This window comes from Micromonospora sp. B9E7, assembly GCF_039871815.1.
Lineage (GTDB): Bacteria > Actinomycetota > Actinomycetes > Mycobacteriales > Micromonosporaceae > Micromonospora.
In genome coordinates this window covers 121715-139707 of the sequence record NZ_JBDPLX010000003.1, presented here as the reverse complement: position 1 = coordinate 139707, position 17993 = coordinate 121715, and the positions used below count along the sequence as shown (strand labels likewise).

Sequence of the window (17993 nt, the reverse complement as noted above, 5' to 3'; positions counted from 1 at the left end):
GCCGCCAGCGAGCGCAGCTCCGCACCGGATGGGTGTCCCAGGAGAGCCCGAGGCACCCACCGAAGCCTCAGCGGGAAATGCGGGTCGAGCGCACGAAGGTGGCCCAGGTGGCGGGGGTGAAGGTGAGGGCCGGGCCGTCCGGGTCCTTGCTGTCGCGTACGGCCACGACGCCGGGCAGGTTGTCGGCAACCTCGACACACTCGCCGCCGTTGCTGCCACTGCGAGTGCTCTTGCGCCAACGAGCGCCGCTCAGATCAACCATGATGGACCTCCCCGATGATCTTGTTGATCAGGTGCCTCGATTGTCCTTCATCAAGGGCGAGCTGATCCAGGCTTGACCAGACCTGCTCGTAGGCGGCGAACTCTTCTGGCCGATCAAGGTAGAGGGCACCCGTCCAGGACTCGCAGTAGATCACCGAAGGCTCGGGCAGGGCCCGGTTGCCCAACGGGAAGTCGAGCATCACGAAGGATCCCGCCTCAACGCCACGATGCAGGCCGGCAGTGAGCGGCAGGATTCGGATCGAGTTGGTCGCTGTGTCTCCCAACATCAGCAGGTGATTCAGCTGATCTGCCATCGTCTCGGGGCTGCCGACTGTGCGCAGGAGGGCGGCCTCGGAGATGATCACGTCCAGCTTCGGAGGTGGAGGCAGGCGACGTCTCAGCAGTGCCTGACGTTGCAGCCGGATCTGCACCAGGCACTCCCGCTCTTCGTCGCTCACCTCCGCTCGGTGTTGGTAGACGCCCAGTGCGTAACCCCGATGTTGTAGGAGACCCGGAACCATTGCTTCGTTGAAGAAGCGCAGATGGGACGCGGCGGATTCGAGGCCGACGTACAGCTCGAACCATTCGGGGACGGCGTCGCCGTACGCGTGCCACCAGCCCTTCGCTTTCGTCTCGCCGGCCAGGGAGATCAGCGCCCGGGTCAGCTCGCCAGTCGCCCCGTACAGCTCGCACATCGCTCGGACGTCGACGCCGCGCACCGAGCCGAGCCCGCTCTCGATCCGCCACACCTTCTGGCGGCTGCACTCCAGCGCTTCGGCGACCGCGTCGAGGGTCGCCCCTGCCTCGGTGCGCAGGTCACGTAGCGCCCTGCCGAGCTGGCGTCGGGGCACCGTCGAGCCCATGTCATCGGCCACCCGGTCTCTCCTTCCTGTTGAGTTTTGCAACATCCCGACAGCCGTTCTGCAACACGGGAATGTTGCGCACAAATAGCGGAACAGTGTGAGTCGACATTCATTGTGATGGTGCCTCTGACCTTACAAGATTGGTCCGACAACGCCGATGGGCGCGCAATTCCTGCGCCGGTGGACGTCGACCAAATGCGAGGAAGGGTGGTGCTGCGTCGTGCGCGCGTTTCTCCGTCATCTCCGGGCCGAGCCGCCCCGGCCGGCGCCCTATCGGGCGGCCAACTACGTACCCCTGAAGCCCTGGCAGGTTCGCGAGCGCCGGTTCACCCGACGCGGCCGGCGTGGCGTGGACGCCGTGGAGGTCGCCGAGTTCCTCGACCGGGTCGCCGACGATATGGCCGAGGTGTACGCGGCACTGGGCAGCAGTCGCCGGGAGACCGAGCGGATCAAGGACGCCTTGAAGTGTTGGCAGTCGCGGCGGGCCCGCGAGGATCTGGCGGCCCGCCGGTGAGCGCCCGGTGGGTGGCGCACCTGCCGTTCACCGCCGCCGACCTGCCGGCCGCCCAGCACTTCGCCGGGACCCTGGCCCGCTCGCTGAGCTTCCTGTCCGAGGTGGACGCGGGCGAGACCACGGTGTCCGCCGAGGACGCCCAGGGCGTACGCCATCGGGTGTTCTGCGACCTACCGCTCGACGGCGGCCGGCGCTGCGTGCGGCGCGTCGAGCACGACGGTGACTGCGCGGGCCGGCGGTGCCGGTGACCGCCGTACCCGTGGTGACCTGCCCCGACTGCGACGGGATGACCTTCACCCTGGACCCGTGCCGGTGCACCACCTACGGCGACCGGTTTCTCGCCGAGGCCGACGTGCCCGGGCCACCTCGGGAGGCGTACCGGAGCTGCGAGCAGTGTCGCGGCTCGGGCCGCGTCGCGTACCCCTGTTATCGCTGTGGTCGGCGCGGCCGGCGGCGGGCGCAGCTCGTGGTCACCGTCGCCAACCTGGACACCGGCGCGGTCGCGTCCCACCAGGTCGTGCCCGGCGGCCTCGACCCCCACCGCGACCCGGCGGGAAACTGGGTGGTCGACCTTGCTTCCCGGGTACGCGAACTCGCCGCCACCGTCGGCGCGGTCGTGGCCGAAGCCGACGCGCCGTCGCTGTGGCTGACCAATGAGTGGCGACCCGACCTGCCCACGACGCAACGGCACGAGTTGGAGGCCCAGGCCCTCCTGCGGGCCGACCACGCAGCCTGGCGGTTGGTGCTGGGCCGATCGACCGCAACGCCCGCGGTCGACCCGGCCGACCTACTGGTCCGGCTCTGCGCGCTGGCCGACCTGCTCCTGCTCGACCTGGTCGTCGAGGCCCGCCGGCAGGGCGCGGGGTTCGGCTGGGCGATCCGGTACGAGGTGCCTGGCTCCCCGGTGCCAGCCGGCACACCCGGCTCGTGCCGGGACCTGCCGGAGGCGTTGGCCCGGACCGACGTGGCCACCGCACTCACCGGCCTCGCCGAGCGTGGCCTGGCCGCTCCCGCCCGGTTGCTGCGCCCCGACGCGCCGCGCTCACCCGTCGCCCCGAGCGTGGACGTCGACCAGCTCGAACGCCGCGTCCTCGCCGACTGTGTCGACCCGGCCGGCGGCGACGACCTGCCCGGCGCGCAGGCCCTCTGGCGGCACGGCCGCTGGTGGCACACCACGTTGCGCCCCGGCGAGCCGGTGGAGATCCTCGCCGAGCAGCCCACCGGCCAGGTGGTCCGCCGCGTGCAGGTGCCGGTGACCCGTGGCTACGAACCACCCGACCCGCCCTGGCTGGGTGAGCCCGTCGGCTGGCGGCCCTGCCCGGACTGCCGACCGCAGAGCCGGTTGCGCGCCTGCGAGTGCCGGCTCGGCGGGCGTCCCGCCGACTCGGGCTGCCCGCACTGCTCCGGGGCCGGCCTGCGCCCGTCGGCGCTGCGCTGCTTCACCTGCGGCGACACGCACCGCCTGCACCAGGCCGTGCTGGTCACCGTCACCGACCTGCGGCACCGGGTGGTGCACCTGGCCTGGCAGGCCGGCACGCCCGAGGTCGCCCCGCTGGTCGCCACCCAGCCCAACGGCCGGCCCGTGGTGCGACTTCCCGACCGTTACCGACTCACCTCCTGGGCTGCTGTTCTCGGCGCGCGACCCGAGGACCTCGCCGACGCCGACGGCGGGCACGAGATCGGCAGGGACCTGCGCGAGGGGTACGTCACCCTGCCCTGGGCCGGTGCCGACCCGGTGGGGGAGCACGTACGCAGCGCCGGACGGGGCACGGCCGCCGGTCGCCTGATCGTGGCGGTGGGGCCGCCCGACGCACCACCGCTCGCCGAGTTGCTGCGCCTTGCCCTCGGTCTCGACCTGGCCCTCGTGGTGGGTGTTCTCGACCTGCGGCACAACGCCGGTGACCCGTTGCTGGCCGACGGCCTGCGCTGGTCGGTCGAGGTGAAGCCCCGCGACGCGCCGGTGAGCCGCGACGACCTGCCGTACCGGCCGAGCCTGACCGCCGCTCTCGCCTGGTGCCGCGAATGCCTGATCGACGCCGTCGCCAGCGCCGCCCCGACCGACCCGGCGGTCGCCATCCCGGTGCCCCGGTCCGGGCCGTGCGGCAGCGTCGCCGACCCCGAGCCGGACCTGCTGCGGCTCGCCGCCCAGCACGCCGGGCAGGCGGTCACCGTGCGCTTCACCCGCGCCGGCTGCGCCGTGCACCGACACGACGACGACGGCGTACGCCTCCTCGCCGAAGGCCCGGACCTGCGCGATCTCCGTCTGACGTGAGGGTTGGGGTCCCATGATCGTGCTCGATCCATGAAGTAGTGGCCTCCCCAGTTGGGGGAGGCCACTACTTCCATGTTCGAGCACGATCAGCACGCCCGGGGCGCGATCCGGCAGGGTCAGGCGCGGGCGGCGGCGAGCACCTGGCCGACCAGGGCACCAGAGGTGCCGGAGCGCTCGTACTCGGGCCGGTTCAGGCTGCCGCCCATCAGCGGTGCCGGGTTGCGGTGCACGGCCGGGCTGTCCGAGCTGACCAGTGCCGCGAAGTGGTACTCGTCGGCGCCCGTCGCCTCGACGATCCGGGTGATGTTGCGCGGGGTGATGCCACCACCGGGCATGATGACGATCCGACCGGCGGCTCGGCGCACCAGCTCGGCGATGAGCGGGGCACCCTCCAGCACGCTGACCTCCTGGCCCGAGGTGAGCACCCGGTGCACGCCCAGCTCGATCAGCTGCTCCAACGCCGCGTACGGGTCGCGGGTCATGTCGAAGGCGCGGTGGAAGGTGATGCTGGCGTCACCGGCGGCGGCGATCAACCGGCGGGTGGTCGGTACGTCGACGTCGCCCTCGGCGGTCAGCGCGCCGATCACGATGCCGTGCGCGCCGGCCGCGACGGCGGCCCGCACGTCCCGCTCCATCGCCTCGATCTCGAACGGCGAGTAGATGAAGTCACCGGCCCGGGGCCGGACGATCACGTGCACCCGGATCCGGGTGACGGCGCGCAGGGTCGTCTCGATGGTGCCCAGGCTGGGGGTCAGTCCACCGTCGAAGAGCGCGGAGCACAGCTCCACCCGGTCGGCGCCGGCCTCCTCGGAGGCGACCGCCCCCTCGACGCTGTCGATGCAGATCTCGAATGTGCTCATGACTCTTCCTTTTCGGTGCGAGACGACGCCGCTTCGGTGCGAGACGACGCCGCTTCGGTGCGAGACGATGCCGCTTTGGTGCGAGACGGGGCCGCGGTCCAATCGATGACGGCCGTGACGGCGCCGACCGGTTCGCCGCCGCCGAGCACCGGCACCTGGCGCAGCGCGTCGGCTCCGCCCACCGGTACGCCAACGGCGTCGAGGGCGGCGAGCGCGATGGCGGTGGTGGCTCGGGGTGAACCGTCGACCACCTTCACCGCGACGGCGTGACCGTCCGGGGCGGCCACCCCGAGCACGCCCTCGGCCCCGCCCTTGGCCAGGACGCCGGGCAGCGCCCGCATCAGGTCGGTGTTCGGGTGCCCGTGCCAGCCGCCCACGTACTCCGGGTATTGGCGCATGGCCTGCGCGACCAGCGCCTCGTCGCTGTCGTCGGGTGCGGTGACCAACGCCTGGAACGTGCGGGCAAGGCCGGTCAGCGGCAGGCCGAACAGGGGTGCGCCGCAACCGTCGACGGCGTGGTGCGCGATCGGCGTTCCGGCCAGCCGGGCGACGGCGGCGGCGGTCTCCCGCTGCAGCGGGTGCTCCGGGTCGAGGTAGTCGTGGGTGCTCCAGGACCGGGCGACGGAGGCGACAAGCATCGCGGCGTGCTTCCCGGAGCAGTTCATCCGGATCCGGTCGCGCTGCCCGCCGGCGCGGATCAGCCGCTCCCGGGTCGGTTCGTCCTCCGGCCAGTCCACCGGGCAGCCGAGCGCGTCCTCGGTCAGACCGACGCCGGCCAGCATCGCCCAGACCACCTCGACGTGCCGGTCGTCGCCGGTGTGGCTGCCGGCGGCGAGCGCCAGCGCCGCGCCGGTCAGCTCGTCACCTGCCGCGACCCGGCAGGCCAGTGCCTGCACCGGCTTCAGGGTGGAGCGGGGGAGCACCGGCTCGTCGGGTACGCCGGCGGCGAGGACGACCTCGCCGTCCGGTGCGAGCACCACGACGCTGCCGTAGTGCCGGCTCTCGACGAAGCCGTTGCGGACGACCCGAGCCAGTTCGGCGTAACGGAAGATGGTCACCGCGGGGTGGTCCCTTCGATGAGCGGCGGGGGCAGGTCGGCGTCGCGTCCTCCGCGCCGGCCGCCGAAGCGGCCGTTACGGGCCTGGAGTACGCGGGCGAACTTCGACAGCGAGGCGTTGACCGCGAGGTAGATCAGCGCCACCACCAGGAACGTCTGGATCAGCAGATGGGTGTACGACGAGAGCACCTGCCCGCTGTACAGCAGCTCGGTGTAGCTGACCACGAAGCCGAGCGAGGTGTCCTTGAGCAGGCCGACCAGTTGGCTGACCAGGGACGGCGTGAGTTGGAGCAGCGCCTGGGGCAGGACCACCAGTGCCATCACCTGTCCACGGCGCAGCCCGACGGCGAGGCCGGCCTCGGTCTGTCCACGGTCCAGGGCCAGGATGCCGGACCGGAAGATCTCCGCGAACGCCGCCGAGTTGGACACCACCAGCGGCACCACGAGCTTCCAGAAGAGCGGGAAGTTCATCCCGTACTGCGGCAGGGCGAACAGCGTCACGTAGATGAGCAGCAGGGTGGGAACGGTCCGGAAGACCTCCACGTACGCGCCGGCCAGCCAGCGCAACGGTCGGTGCGTGGAGAGGCGTCCGAGCGCCAGCAGCAACCCGAGCGCGGCGCTGAGCACGGCGGTCGCGGCGGCGGCCCGCACGGTGGCCCAGAGGCCGTTGAGCAGGTACCGCCAGATCGGCCAGGTGGTGAACGGCTCCCACCGGGCGGCGGCCAACTCGCCGTGACTGGCGAACTGGTACACGGCCGCCACGGCGGCGGCCACCAGGAGGACGGCACCCACCACTGTGGCGATCCGGATCCGCCGCTGGGCGCGCGGGCCGGGTTCGTCGAAGAGGATCTGTTGCGTCTTGTTCATCGGACGATCGCCAGCCTTCGTTCGAGCAGGCCGGTGACCTGACCGATGATCAGCGCCAGCAGCATGTAGGCGAGGCCCGCGCCGGTGAAGACGGCGATCGGTTGGGCCTCGACCAGGTTCACGTTGTTGGCCGCCTGGGTCAGTTCGACCACTCCGACGGCGGCGGCCAGCGAGGTGTTCATCAGCAACGCGATGCAGATGTTGCCGATCGGCTGGATCACCGCCCGCAGTCCCTGCGGCAGGATCACGTGCCGCAGGGACTGCCCGAAGGTCAACCCGATGGCGCGGGCCGCCTCGGCCTGGCCGACCCCGACCGTGTTGATCCCCGCGCGGATCGCCTCGGCCAGGTACGCCCCCTCGTACACGGCGATGACGATCGCGGCGGAGGTGAACAGCGGGAACGTGATGCCGATGGTCGGCAGGGCGAAGACGAAGAGCACCAGCAGAGCCAGCAGCGGCAGGTTCTGGAACACCTCGACGTACGCCGTGCCGATGGCGCGCAGCAGCGGGACGGGTGCGATCCGCAGGGTGGCGACGACGATGCCCAGCAGCATCGCGCCGACGGTGGTCACGACGGTCAGTTCGACAGTCGTGACCAGGCCGTGGCCGAGCTCGCTCAGGTGGGCGGTGAGGGCGTCCATCGGTACGGGAGGATTCTCAGGAACCGTCGGCGGAACCCAGGGCGGGCGGGGTGGGCGCGCCGCCCTCCACCACCGAGCCGAGGGTGCCCTCCCAGACCTTCGCCCAGGTGCCGTCGGCCTGGATCTTCTTCAGCCAGTTGTTGACGAACTCCTTGAACTGCGTGTCCTCTTTGTTGAGGCCGATGCCGTACGACTCGGTGGTGAACGGCTCGCCGACCACCTTCATGCCCGGGTTGGCCCTGGCGCCCGAGGCGAGCAGCGTGAAGTCCTGCACGTACGCGTCGCCGCGCTTCTGCAGCAGCGCCTGCAACGCCTGCGGGTCGGTGCCGAACGCGATCTGCTTCGAGCCGGGAGCGGCCGAGGGCAGCGCGGTGACCGCCGGGGTGTTCGCTCCGACGATGACGGTCTTGCCGGCGAGGTCCTTGACGCTCTTGATCGAGGTGTCGTCCTTGCGGACCCCGACCGCGAGGCCGGAGGTGAGGTACGGGCCGGCGAACGCGACCTGGGTGGCCCGCTGCGGGGTGATCGTGTACGTCTGGAAGACGGCGTCGACCGACTTGGCCTGGAGCATGGCCTCCCGGGTCTGGGTGCCGATGGTCGTCGTCTTCACCTCGGGCTTGCCGATGATGTACTTCGCCAGCAGCTTCGCCATGTCGGCGTCGAAGCCCTCGATGGTGCCGCTGACCGGGTTCTGCTGGGCGAGCAGTGGCGCGTCCAGGGATCCGCCGATGTTCAGGTAGCCGCGCTTGCGGATCGCGTCCATGGTCGAGCCGGCCGGGATGTCCGCGTCGGTGGCGACCGGGGCGGCGTCGTACACCGACTGGGCGACCACGCCGTCGCCACCCAGGCCGGGGTTGCCCGGCAGCGTCGGTGCGCCGCCGCTGTCACCGCCGCAGCCGGTGGCGGCGAGGGCCACCGCCACGGCGGTGGCGGTGAGGGCGAGCGAGCGCCGCCCGGTGAAGCTCATCTTGAGGATTGACATGACACCCTCCCGTTGGGGGCTAGTGCTGGAGGATCTTGGAAAGGAAGTCGCGGGCCCGCTCGGTGCGCGGAGCCGCGAAGAATTCGTCGGGGGCGCCGGATTCGACGATGCGGCCGTCGTCCATGAAGACGACCCGGTCGGCGGCGCGGCGGGCGAAGCCCATCTCGTGGGTGACCACGATCATGGTCATCCCCTCGCTGGCGAGGGAGACCATCACGTCGAGCACCTCGTTGACCATCTCCGGGTCGAGCGCCGAGGTCGGCTCGTCGAAGAGCAGCACCTTCGGTTGCATCGCGAGGGCCCGGGCGATCGCGGCCCGCTGCTGCTGTCCACCGGAGAGTTGGGCCGGGTGGTGGTTCGCCTTGTCGGCGATCCCGACGCGTTCCAGCAGGGCCATCGCCTGCTGACGCGCCTCGGGACGGGCGATCCTGCGGACCCGGGTGGGGCCGAGGGTGACGTTGTCCAGCACCGTCTTGTGCCCGAAGAGGTTGAAGGACTGGAAGACCATGCCGACGTCGGCGCGCAGCCGGGCCAGCGCTCGGCCCTCGGCCGGCAGCGGCTCACCGTCGATCTCGATGCTGCCCTGCCCGGCCGTCTCCAACCGGTTGAGGCAGCGGCACAGGGTCGACTTGCCGGAGCCGGACGGCCCCACCACGACGACCACCTCGCCGGCGGCCACCGTGAGGTCGATGTCCTTGAGCACGTGCAGCGGACCGAACCACTTGTGCAGGCCGCGTACCGACACCATCGGTCGGTCCGCACCTGTCGTCTCCGGTGCCACCAGACGGCCCCACTTTCTCCGACAACCGAACTAAGTCGGCTTGACATCGAATCAACAGCGCCATCTAAAGGTAGCCAACAAACTAAGTCAACCAGTTGCTTGAACGAACTGCGGATGCTAAGAACCTGACGTGACGATTGACGACGCGCCACGCGAGGCCCTCCGGGGTGGTCCCCGGGAGCTGCTGCGGTGGGTGGCCACCGGAGCCGCCGTCAGTCGCGCCGACCTGTCCCGGCTCTCCGGGCTCTCGCCCTCGACGGTCTCCCAGCGGGTCGAGGCGTTGATCAACCAGGGTTTGCTGGAAGAGGCCGGCGCCGGGCGTTCCCGGGGCGGGCGACGACCGCGCCAGCTCGCCGTACCCACCGGCGGTGCCGTGGTCGGTGCCATCGACCTCGGCGCCCACCACGCGCGCATCGGCACACTGGATCTCTCCGGGCGGGTGGTCCAGGGCCGCACCCTGCCGGTACGCATCGAGGACGGCCCGGAAGCGGTGCTCGGCACCCTGCTGGCCGAGGTCGCGGCGTTGGCCGCCGCGCCCGGTGACCCGACGGCCGCCGGCACCGCCTCGTCGGCGACCGGGTCGACGACGGCGGACGGCGCCGCGGGCGCGCTGCGGGGCGTCGGCATCGGCATTCCCGGTCCGGTGCAGCACGCCACCGGACGGGTCGTCAGCCCGTCCCGGATGCCCGGCTGGAACGGGTTCGACGTCGCCGCATTCTGTGCCGACCGGGTCGACGTGCCGGTCATCGTGGACAACGACGCCAACCTGATGGCGCTCGGCGCGCACCGTATGGCACACCCCGAGTTGGACCATGCCGTCTACATCAAGGCCGGTACCGGGATCGGCTCCGGGGTGATCTCCAGTGGACGGTTGCACCGCGGTGCCCAGGGATCGGCCGGGGACATCAGCCACTGCCGGGTGGTGGCTGACCCCGCGCCGTTGTGCAGCTGCGGCAACGCCGGCTGCCTGGAGGCGGTGGCCAGCGGCGCGGCCCTGGTCACCGCGTTACGCGACCAGGGCGTGTCGGTCTCCGACCTGACCGGCGTGCTCCGCCTGATCGACGACGGCGACCGGCACGCCACAGCGCTCGCCCGCAAGGCCGGCCGGGCCATCGGCGAGATCCTCGCCGTCGTGGTCAACTTCTTCAACCCGCAGGTGGTCGCCATCGGCGGTCGGCTCGCCGACTGCGAGCCGCTGCTGGCCAGCATGCGGGCCACCCTCTACGAGCGGTGCCTGCCGCTGGCCACCCAGACGCTGCTCATCGAGCGGGTCGCCACCAGCCAGGACATCGGCATCACCGGCGCCGCCCACCTGGTCATCGACCACGTGGTGTCCGCCAGCTGACCCCGCTCCATCCCTTCGTGGTGCTGCCCGGCGCGGCCGGCCAGACCCGGCCGGGAGGGTCGCCACGCGGGCCGGGTGGCACTGGGAACGGGACGGGCGGGCCCGGCGTCACGCCGAGCCCGCCCGAACACGGAACTGGTCAGTTGCTGGCGGTCAGGCCCTGCAGACCCTTGAGCATCTCGGCGAAGTCGAGGGTCTCCGCCGTCGGCGGCGTCTCGACCGTCACCGCCTTGCCGTAGTCGGTGTAGTCCATCACCAGGTCACCCAACGGCCCCATCTTCAGGGCGGCCCGGCGGGGCCGGTACTGCTCGTCGACCCACAGGTCGGTGGTGATCTCCTTGACGCCCATCTTGGTCATCTGCTGCTCGACGCCCGCCCGCAGCTTCGCGTCGATCTGCTCAAGGTAGGTCGCCATCGGGGTGGTGACGGTGTAGTGGACGGTGGCCGCCCCGTTCACCGTCTCCTGCCCGACCACCTTCGTGCCCTCGGTGGCGAGCAGCGTCTTGACCTGCTTGATCGGGTCGATGTCCTCGAACTGCTTGCCGAAGTTCATCCCGGCCTGCTTGCCGGCTTCGCTCAGGTCCATCTTCATCCAGCGCTTGCCGTCCATGCTGGAGCGGTCCTCGGCCGGAATCTCGACGTAGATGACCGCGCCGATCATCCGGACGACGATCGAGCCGCCCTCCGGGTCCGTCGTCGTCATCTCGGCCTTGACCGGGTCGCCGAGGTCCAGGACGCCGCGCATCTCGACCTTCTCGCCGCCCGCCGTGCCCGTCATCGCCACGGTCACCGAGTCACTCTTGTCGGTGGCCTCGGCGGTCTTCTGCAGTGACCCCTTCAGATCACTGGCCAGCAGCTCCAGGACGCTGGGCTGCTTGGGCGCGTTGGACCCGCCGGACCCACCGGACGTCGTGCCGCACGCGGAGACAGCGAGCGCGGTGAGCGCCGAGACCGCAACCGCCACGGACTTCTTACCAAACGACACGTGCACGCCTCTTCCCCGCAGGAATCCGGGCTCTCCCCGAATTGATCGACGACACGCTAGCCCACACCACCGACATCCGGGGACCGCGTTTCGCCGATATCTGAGTGTCAGAGCCAGTGAGACACCCCAATATCGGCGAGCCGTCAATCAGCGGGCGGCGGTTACTCCGGGACGCGGCGGTAGGCGCCGTCGCTGGCCGAGGTGGCCATCGAGGCGTACGCGCGCAGCGCCGCCGACACCGGACGCTGCCGGTCGGTCGGGGTGTACGGCTTGTCGCGCTTCTCCTCCGCCACCCGGCGGGCCTCCAGCTCGTCCTCCGGCACGTTGAGCGAGATCGACCGGCTCGGGATGTCGATGACGATCTCGTCGCCGTCGCGGACCAGGGCGATCAGCCCACCGGAGGCCGCCTCGGGGGAGACGTGCCCGATGGAGAGCCCGGAGGTGCCGCCGGAGAAGCGGCCGTCGGTGAGCAGCGCGCAGGAGCGGCCCAGCCCGCGTCCCTTCAGGAACGAGGTGGGGTAGAGCATCTCCTGCATACCGGGGCCGCCCTTGGGGCCCTCGTACCGGATGACCACGACGTCTCCCGCGACGACCTGCTTGGCGAGGATCGCGGTCACCGCGTCGTCCTGCGACTCGTAGACCTTCGCCGGACCACGGAAGGTCAGGCAGTCGTCCGGCACACCGGCGGTCTTCACCACGCTGCCGTCCGGCGCCAGGTTGCCGTGCAGGATGGCCAGCCCGCCGTCCGCCGAGTAGGCGTGTTCGCGGTCCCGGATGCAGCCACCGGCCGCATCGGTGTCCAGCGACGACCACCGGTTGGTGGTGGAGAACGGCTCGACGGTACGCACCCCGCCCGGCGCGGCGTGGAAAAGCTCGACCGCCGTCGGTGTCGGCGAGCCGCCGCGCACGTCCCAGTCGGTCAGCCACTGCGCCAGCGAGGGGGAGTGCACGGCGTGCACGTCCCGGTTGAGCTGCCCGGCCCGGTCCAGTTCGCCGAGGATCGCGGGGATGCCGCCGGCCCGGTGCACGTCCTCCATGTGGTAATTCGGGGAGTTGGGTGCGACCTTGGCCAGGCACGGCACCCGCCGGGAGATCGCGTCGATGTCGGCGACACCGAAGTCCATCTCCGCCTCCCGGGCGGCGGCGAGCAGGTGCAGCACGGTGTTGGTGGAGCCGCCCATCGCCACGTCCAGGGCGACCGCGTTCTCGAAGGCGGCCTTGGAGGCGACCGTACGCGGCAGCACGGAGTCGTCGTCGCCGTCGTACCACCGCTTGGCGATGTCCACGACGGTGCGGCCGGCCTCGACGAAGAGCGACCGACGTGCGGCGTGGGTGGCAAGCGTCGAGCCGTTGCCGGGCAGCGCCAGCCCGATCGCCTCGGTGAGGCAGTTCATCGAGTTGGCGGTGAACATGCCGGAGCACGAGCCGCAGGTCGGGCAGGCGGAGCGTTCGATCTCGCCGAGCTGCTCGTCGGTGACCGTCTCGTTCGACGAGGCGATCATCGCGTCGATCAGGTCGATCTTGCTGTGCACGACGCCCTCGATCGCCATCGTCTTGCCGGCCTCCATCGGGCCGCCGGAGACGAAGACGGTCGGGATGTTGAGCCGCAGCGCGGCCAGCAGCATCCCGGGGGTGATCTTGTCGCAGTTGGAGATGCAGACCAGGGCGTCCGCGCAGTGCGCGTTGACCATGTATTCGACCGCGTCGGCGATCAGCTCCCGGCTGGGCAGCGAGTAGAGCATGCCGCCGTGGCCCATCGCGATGCCGTCGTCGACGGCGATGGTGTTGAACTCCCGGCCCACCCCGCCGGCCTCGGCGACCGCGTCGGCGACCAGGCCACCCATGTCCTTGAGGTGTACGTGACCAGGCACGAACTGGGTGAAACTGTTGGCGATGGCGACGATCGGCTTGCCGAAATCGTCGTCGGTCATCCCGGTGGCCCGCCAGAGGGCCCGGGCGCCGGCCATCGTCCGTCCGTGTGTGGAAGTCCTCGACCGCAGCTCAGGCATGCATACCAGCATGACACCGCCGCCGCGCCGGCCCTCCCCGGTGGGTGCCGTGTCCCAACAGATGCACACCCAGTCCCCCACGGCGTGCGCGCATCCGGCACTCTTGGGGGCGTGCAATTCCCCCCGGGCATGGTCGCTGTCGCGGTGCTCAGCGGGCTCGTCGCCGCCGCGGCCACCGGGCTGCTGACCGTGATCGCCCGGCGGCGCACCGGGCCGCGCCGGCCGGCACACGTGCTGCTCGCCGCCGCCGCCGGGGGAGCGCTGCTCAGCCTGCTGGTCGGGGTCCTCGCCGCGCTCACCGCGAACGAACACTGGGCCCACCAGCAGGGGCAGCGCACGGGGTGGGCGACCGTGGTGGCGATCGGCACCGCGGTGAGCGGGCTGGTCTTCGCCGCCGGCCTGCTCCGGCTGCCGGGGGTGGCCGCGACCGCGACGGGGACGGCCCGACTCGCCCTGGACGGGTTGGTCATGGCCGCCGCGCTGTGGTTCGTCGGCTGGGTGCTCTTCTCCGAGCCCACCCGGTTGCTCGGCGCCGCCACCCCGATGGCCTGCCCGGCGATCCTGGTCACCACGGTGAGCGCCGCGCTCGCGGCCGGGCTGGCCGTGATCGTGGTCTTCCGGGCCGCGAGCCCACGTCGGCGGCTCGCCGCGCTGAGCGCCGGCATCACCGCGGTGACCTGCGGCGGGCTGGGCCTCAGTGCCGGGCTCTGCGAGGCCGGGCCGACGATGGCCCTGACCGGTGCGGCGGTGCTCGCCGCCGGCCTGCTGACCGTCGCGTTCGCGGTGCACCGGGCCGACCGGCCGGGGCAGGTCGAGTTGGACCTGATCGGTCGCGACGGCGAGTACGCCATCGCCCCGATGCTGGCGATGGCCGCCTCGGCGATGTACCACCTCGCCCAGGACGGCCGGTTCACCGCGGCGGGCATCGTGGCCGGCAGCGTGGAGGGCTTCGCCCTGGTGGCACGCCAGTACCTCACCCTCCGTGACGTTCGGGGGTACGCGGACCGCCTGGCCGAGCGGGAGGCGCACTTTCGTGAGCTGGCGCACACCGACCCGTTGACGTCGTTGGCCAACCGACGTGGCCTGCTCCGCGCACTGCACGACAGCGCCGCTACGGGCACCCCCCGCGTCCTGCTCGGCCTCGACCTGGACGGCTTCAAGAACGTCAACGACATGCGTGGCCACGACGTGGGCGACGCGGTGCTGGCCGAGGTGGGCCGGCGACTGCGTGTCAACCTGCGCCCCGGCGACGTGGCCGCCCGGCTGGGCGGCGACGAGTTCGCCGTACTCATGCAGGGCCGGCCGGCCGAGGCGGACCGGGTCGCCGAACGGTTGCTCGGGGTGCTCAACCGGCCGTACGACGAGCCGGAGGGGCCGGTCTTCCTGTCGGTCAGCATCGGGGTGGCCGGTTGGGCCGGTGAACCGGACGTGGAGTTGCTGCTGCGCCACGCCGACCTGGCCCTGCGCTACGCGAAGCAGCGCGGCAAGAACCGCATCGAGCGGTACGACGCCGCCTACGACCAGTTCCTGCGGCGGCGCACCGCGGTGGAACACGAGCTGCGCGGCGCGATCGACCGCGACGAGCTGCGGTTGGCTTTCCAGCCGGTGGCGTCACTGCCGTCGGTGCGGCCGGTCGGTGCGGAGGCCCTGCTCCGCTGGCACCACCCCGACCTGGGCAACGTCCGTCCGGACGAGTTCATCCCGCTCGCCGAGGAGTGCGGGATGATCGCCCCACTCGGTGCCTGGGTGCTGCACCAGGCCTGCTACCAGCTCTCCCGGTGGCTGGCGGACGGGCACGATGTCTGGGTGTCGGTCAACGTGTCCCCGCGTGAGCTGCACGCCCCGGAGTACGTGGTCCAGGTCGCCGAGGCGCTGCGCGCCCACCACGTGCCGCCGCAGCGGCTGGTGCTGGAGGTCACCGAGCACGCGGTCGCCACCGACCTGGACGAGCTGATCCGGCGGCTGACCGCGCTGCGGTTGACGGGTGTCCGGATCGCGCTGGACGACTTCGGGGCCGGTTACTCGTCGCTGGGGCAGTTGCGTCGGCTTCCGATCGACATCCTGAAGATCGACCACAGCCTGGTCGCCGAGCACGAGCCGGTCCGTCCGGTCGACCAGGACGGCCCGGCGTTCGCGCCGATGGTCGACATCGTCATGCGACTGGGTCACCAGTTGGGGCTGGAGGTGATCGCCGAGGGGGTGACCACGCCGACCGAGTTGGCCGCCGTGGTGGCCGCCGGCTGCCGGTTCGGTCAGGGCGCCCTGTTCGGCTGGGGGGTGCCGGCCGAGCACCTGGAGGCGATGTTGGAGGCGGCAACCTCACCGGGTGCACGGCCTGCTCCGGTGCCCGCGCCACGTCGGGATCCGGCTGGGTCGAAGCAGCTCAGCACGCCTGCCGAGGGCGCGTCGCCAGCCGACGCGCCGAACTCCGTTAACCAACATGTGGGATCAGTTGACTCATCGCGTGAGATGCGTCAGGCTTAGCCGCATGTCGTCGTACCGGTCGCTGCGAGTACTTACCTGAGCGCACTCTCCCTGATGAGAGTGCGCTGGCCCCGTGCATCTGCACGAGGGCCGTTTTTATTGCCATCGGAACCTGGCGAGGCGGGCCCCGCCCGTGTCGCAACGCTTGACTAGCCACCAGCCACTCCAGCCGAAGGCCAGAACCGTCATGACGAGACCCACGCCCGAGACCCTCGCCCACACCGCCCGCCGGGCCCGCGCAGCCGCCGACCCGACCGTCGACGTCGACCCGGCCTCCGCGCGCAGCGCGGCGACCCCGGCCGTTCCGGCGGTACGGCCCTCCGCCCCGGCCCAGGTCTCCGGGGCCGGCTCCCTCGTGCGGTCCCTCGAGGCGCTCGACGTCGACGTCGTCTTCGGCATCCCGGGCGGCGCGATCCTGCCGGCGTACGACCCGCTCTACGACTCCACCGTCCGGCACATCCTGGTGCGCCACGAGCAGGGCGCCGGGCACGCGGCGACCGGGTACGCGCAGGCCACCGGCAAGGTCGGCGTCTGCATCGCCACCTCCGGCCCGGGTGCGACGAACCTGGTCACCCCGATCGCCGACGCGTACATGGACTCGGTGGCGATGGTCGCGATCACCGGGCAGGTGGCCCGTCCGTCGATCGGCACCGACGCCTTCCAGGAGGCGGACATCCAGGGCATCACCCTGCCGATCACCAAGCACAACTTCCTCGTGCAGACCGCCGACGAGATCCCCCGGGTGCTGGCCGAGGCGTTCCACCTGGCCAGCAGCGGGCGACCCGGCCCGGTGCTGGTGGACATCCCCAAGGACGTGCTCCAGGCGCCGACCACCTTCGCCTGGCCGCCCACCCTGGACCTGCCCGGCTACCGGCCCACGCTGCACCCGCACGGCAAGCAGATCCGGGAGGCGGCGCGGCTGATGGCCGGGGCTCGCCGACCGGTGCTCTACGTCGGCGGCGGGGTGCTCAAGGCCGGTGCCACCGACGGGCTGCGCCGGCTGGCCGAGCTGACCGGAATCCCGGTCGTCACCACGCTGATGGCGCTCGGCGCGTTCCCCGACTCGCACCGGCAGCACCTGGGGATGCCCGGCATGCACGGCACGGTCGCCGCGGTCTACGGCCTGCAGAAGTCGGATCTGATCGTGGCGCTGGGCGCGCGGTTCGACGACCGGGTCACCGGCAAGCTGGACTCGTTCGCCCCGGACGCGACGGTGGTGCACGCGGACATCGACCCGGCGGAGATCGGCAAGAACCGGCACGTGGACGTGCCGATCGTCGGAGACGCCAAGCACGTCATCGACGAGCTGATCGCCGCGGTGACGGCCGAGCGGTCGGCGGGGCACAGCACCGACCTGGCCGACTGGTGGACCCAGCTGGACGACCTGCGCAACCGCTACCCGCTGGGCTACGACGAGCCGGCCGACGGCACGCTCTCCCCGCAGTACGTGATCAAGCGCCTGGGCGAGATCGCCGGCCCCGACACGATCTTCGTGGCCGGGGTGGGCCAGCACCAGATGTGGGCGTCCCAGTTCATCTCCTACGAGAAGCCGCACACCTGGTTGAACTCCGGCGGCCTCGGCACGATGGGCTACGCGGTGCCGGCGGCGATGGGCGCGAAGGTCGGCAAGCCGGACACGGTGGTCTGGGCGGTGGACGGTGACGGCTGCTTCCAGATGACCAACCAGGAGCTGGCCACCTGCGCGTTGGAGGGCATCCCGGTCAAGATCGCCGTGATCAACAACGGCAACCTCGGCATGGTGCGGCAGTGGCAGACGCTCTTCTACAACGAGCGCTACTCCAACACCGAGCTGGGCACGCACAAGCACCGCATTCCCGACTTCGTCAAGCTCGCCGAGGCGTTGGGCTGCGTCGGCCTGCGCTGCGAGAACGCGGCCGACGTCGACAAGACCATCGCCGCCGCCATGGAGATCAACGACGCCCCCGTGGTGATCGACTTCGTGGTCGGCAAGGACGCGATGGTCTGGCCGATGGTCGCCGCCGGCACCAGCAACGACGAGATCATGTTCGCCCGCGGCGTCCGCCCGGTCTTCGACGAGGATGACATCTGAC

At 71.3% G+C, this 17993-nt stretch carries 16 protein-coding genes; 6 read left to right on the top strand and 10 right to left on the bottom strand.

The window, feature by feature from the left end:
* Positions 1 to 67: 67 nt before the first annotated feature.
* Both ABGB10_RS05875 and ABGB10_RS05870 read right to left on the bottom strand, forming a co-directional pair.
* Positions 68 to 262 carry a DUF397 domain-containing protein gene (locus ABGB10_RS05875; protein WP_347659820.1) on the bottom strand — a complete coding sequence of 65 codons (195 nt, stop codon included), beginning with the start codon at positions 260 to 262 and terminating at the stop codon, positions 68 to 70.
* Entirely contained in the window at positions 255 to 1136 is an 882-nt protein-coding gene (locus ABGB10_RS05870) for a helix-turn-helix transcriptional regulator (RefSeq protein ID WP_347659819.1), read from the bottom strand. The genes ABGB10_RS05875 and ABGB10_RS05870 overlap by 8 nt, the downstream gene beginning before the upstream one ends.
* A 208-nt stretch (positions 1137 to 1344) precedes the next feature.
* Between ABGB10_RS05870 and ABGB10_RS05865 the strand changes: the two genes are divergently transcribed.
* The 3 genes from ABGB10_RS05865 to ABGB10_RS05855 are packed head-to-tail and all read left to right on the top strand — an operon-like array spanning position 1345 to position 3910.
* Positions 1345 to 1638 (top strand): DivIVA domain-containing protein, encoded by a 294-nt coding sequence (locus ABGB10_RS05865; protein ID WP_347659818.1) that lies wholly within the window; start codon positions 1345 to 1347, stop codon positions 1636 to 1638.
* Positions 1635 to 1886 (top strand): hypothetical protein, encoded by a 252-nt coding sequence (locus ABGB10_RS05860; RefSeq protein ID WP_347659817.1) that lies wholly within the window; start codon positions 1635 to 1637, stop codon positions 1884 to 1886. Before ABGB10_RS05865 ends, ABGB10_RS05860 begins: the two co-directional genes overlap by 4 nt.
* The gene (locus ABGB10_RS05855) at positions 1883 to 3910 is read left to right on the top strand and encodes a hypothetical protein (RefSeq protein WP_347659816.1); all 2028 of its coding nucleotides are present in this window, start codon (positions 1883 to 1885) and stop codon (positions 3908 to 3910) included. The genes ABGB10_RS05860 and ABGB10_RS05855 overlap by 4 nt, the downstream gene beginning before the upstream one ends.
* Before the next feature lie 116 nt (positions 3911 to 4026).
* Here ABGB10_RS05855 and ABGB10_RS05850 read toward each other — a convergent pair whose 3' ends face one another.
* Genes ABGB10_RS05850 through ABGB10_RS05825 form a run of 6 tightly spaced genes read right to left on the bottom strand, consistent with a single transcriptional unit; the run spans position 4027 to position 9065 of the window.
* Entirely contained in the window at positions 4027 to 4770 is a 744-nt protein-coding gene (locus tag ABGB10_RS05850; RefSeq protein WP_347659815.1) for a copper homeostasis protein CutC, read from the bottom strand.
* Positions 4767 to 5828: an asparaginase gene (locus tag ABGB10_RS05845; protein WP_347659814.1), complete on the bottom strand. Its 1062-nt coding sequence runs from the start codon at positions 5826 to 5828 to the stop codon at positions 4767 to 4769. The genes ABGB10_RS05850 and ABGB10_RS05845 overlap by 4 nt, the downstream gene beginning before the upstream one ends.
* The gene (locus tag ABGB10_RS05840; RefSeq protein ID WP_347659813.1) at positions 5825 to 6694 is read right to left on the bottom strand and encodes an amino acid ABC transporter permease; all 870 of its coding nucleotides are present in this window, start codon (positions 6692 to 6694) and stop codon (positions 5825 to 5827) included. Before ABGB10_RS05840 ends, ABGB10_RS05845 begins: the two co-directional genes overlap by 4 nt.
* A complete protein-coding gene (locus ABGB10_RS05835; RefSeq protein ID WP_278144246.1) occupies positions 6691 to 7335 on the bottom strand; it encodes an amino acid ABC transporter permease in 645 nt (214 codons plus the stop codon). Before ABGB10_RS05835 ends, ABGB10_RS05840 begins: the two co-directional genes overlap by 4 nt.
* 16 nt (positions 7336 to 7351) lie before the next feature.
* The gene (locus ABGB10_RS05830) at positions 7352 to 8317 is read right to left on the bottom strand and encodes a glutamate ABC transporter substrate-binding protein (protein WP_347659812.1); all 966 of its coding nucleotides are present in this window, start codon (positions 8315 to 8317) and stop codon (positions 7352 to 7354) included.
* Positions 8318 to 8336: 19 nt separating this feature from the next.
* On the bottom strand, positions 8337 to 9065 hold the full coding sequence (locus ABGB10_RS05825) for an amino acid ABC transporter ATP-binding protein (protein WP_145785835.1): 729 nt from the start codon (positions 9063 to 9065) through the stop codon (positions 8337 to 8339).
* A 163-nt stretch (positions 9066 to 9228) separates the two neighbouring features.
* Here ABGB10_RS05825 and ABGB10_RS05820 point away from each other — a divergent pair, with 163 nt between their 5' ends.
* Positions 9229 to 10443: an ROK family transcriptional regulator gene (locus ABGB10_RS05820; RefSeq protein WP_347659811.1), complete on the top strand. Its 1215-nt coding sequence runs from the start codon at positions 9229 to 9231 to the stop codon at positions 10441 to 10443.
* 139 nt (positions 10444 to 10582) lie between these two features.
* On the opposite strand, the gene ABGB10_RS05815 is transcribed toward ABGB10_RS05820, so the two are convergent.
* Positions 10583 to 11428 (bottom strand): hypothetical protein, encoded by an 846-nt coding sequence (locus ABGB10_RS05815; RefSeq protein WP_347659810.1) that lies wholly within the window; start codon positions 11426 to 11428, stop codon positions 10583 to 10585.
* Between the two features lie 161 nt (positions 11429 to 11589).
* Positions 11590 to 13437, bottom strand: coding sequence for a dihydroxy-acid dehydratase (gene ilvD / locus ABGB10_RS05810; protein WP_347659809.1), 1848 nt, complete (start codon positions 13435 to 13437; stop codon positions 11590 to 11592).
* Between the two features lie 111 nt (positions 13438 to 13548).
* Here ilvD and ABGB10_RS05805 point away from each other — a divergent pair, with 111 nt between their 5' ends.
* Positions 13549 to 15921 carry an EAL domain-containing protein gene (locus ABGB10_RS05805; RefSeq protein ID WP_347659808.1) on the top strand — a complete coding sequence of 791 codons (2373 nt, stop codon included), beginning with the start codon at positions 13549 to 13551 and terminating at the stop codon, positions 15919 to 15921.
* A 187-nt stretch (positions 15922 to 16108) separates the two neighbouring features.
* Positions 16109 to 17992, top strand: coding sequence for an acetolactate synthase large subunit (locus tag ABGB10_RS05800; RefSeq protein ID WP_347659807.1), 1884 nt, complete (start codon positions 16109 to 16111; stop codon positions 17990 to 17992).
* The last annotated feature ends 1 nt before the right edge of the window (position 17993 follow it).

Coding starts and splice junctions, on each gene's coding strand:
- ilvD (WP_347659809.1), bottom strand. CDS start 13,437: ATGCCTGAGCTGCGGTCGAGGACTTCCACACACGGACGGACGATGGCC.
- ABGB10_RS05850 (WP_347659815.1), bottom strand. CDS start 4,770: ATGAGCACATTCGAGATCTGCATCGACAGCGTCGAGGGGGCGGTCGCC.
- ABGB10_RS05800 (WP_347659807.1), top strand. CDS start 16,109: ATGACGAGACCCACGCCCGAGACCCTCGCCCACACCGCCCGCCGGGCC.
- ABGB10_RS05830 (WP_347659812.1), bottom strand. CDS start 8,317: ATGTCAATCCTCAAGATGAGCTTCACCGGGCGGCGCTCGCTCGCCCTC.
- ABGB10_RS05825 (WP_145785835.1), bottom strand. CDS start 9,065: ATGGTGTCGGTACGCGGCCTGCACAAGTGGTTCGGTCCGCTGCACGTG.
- ABGB10_RS05840 (WP_347659813.1), bottom strand. CDS start 6,694: ATGAACAAGACGCAACAGATCCTCTTCGACGAACCCGGCCCGCGCGCC.
- ABGB10_RS05875 (WP_347659820.1), bottom strand. CDS start 262: ATGGTTGATCTGAGCGGCGCTCGTTGGCGCAAGAGCACTCGCAGTGGC.
- ABGB10_RS05835 (WP_278144246.1), bottom strand. CDS start 7,335: ATGGACGCCCTCACCGCCCACCTGAGCGAGCTCGGCCACGGCCTGGTC.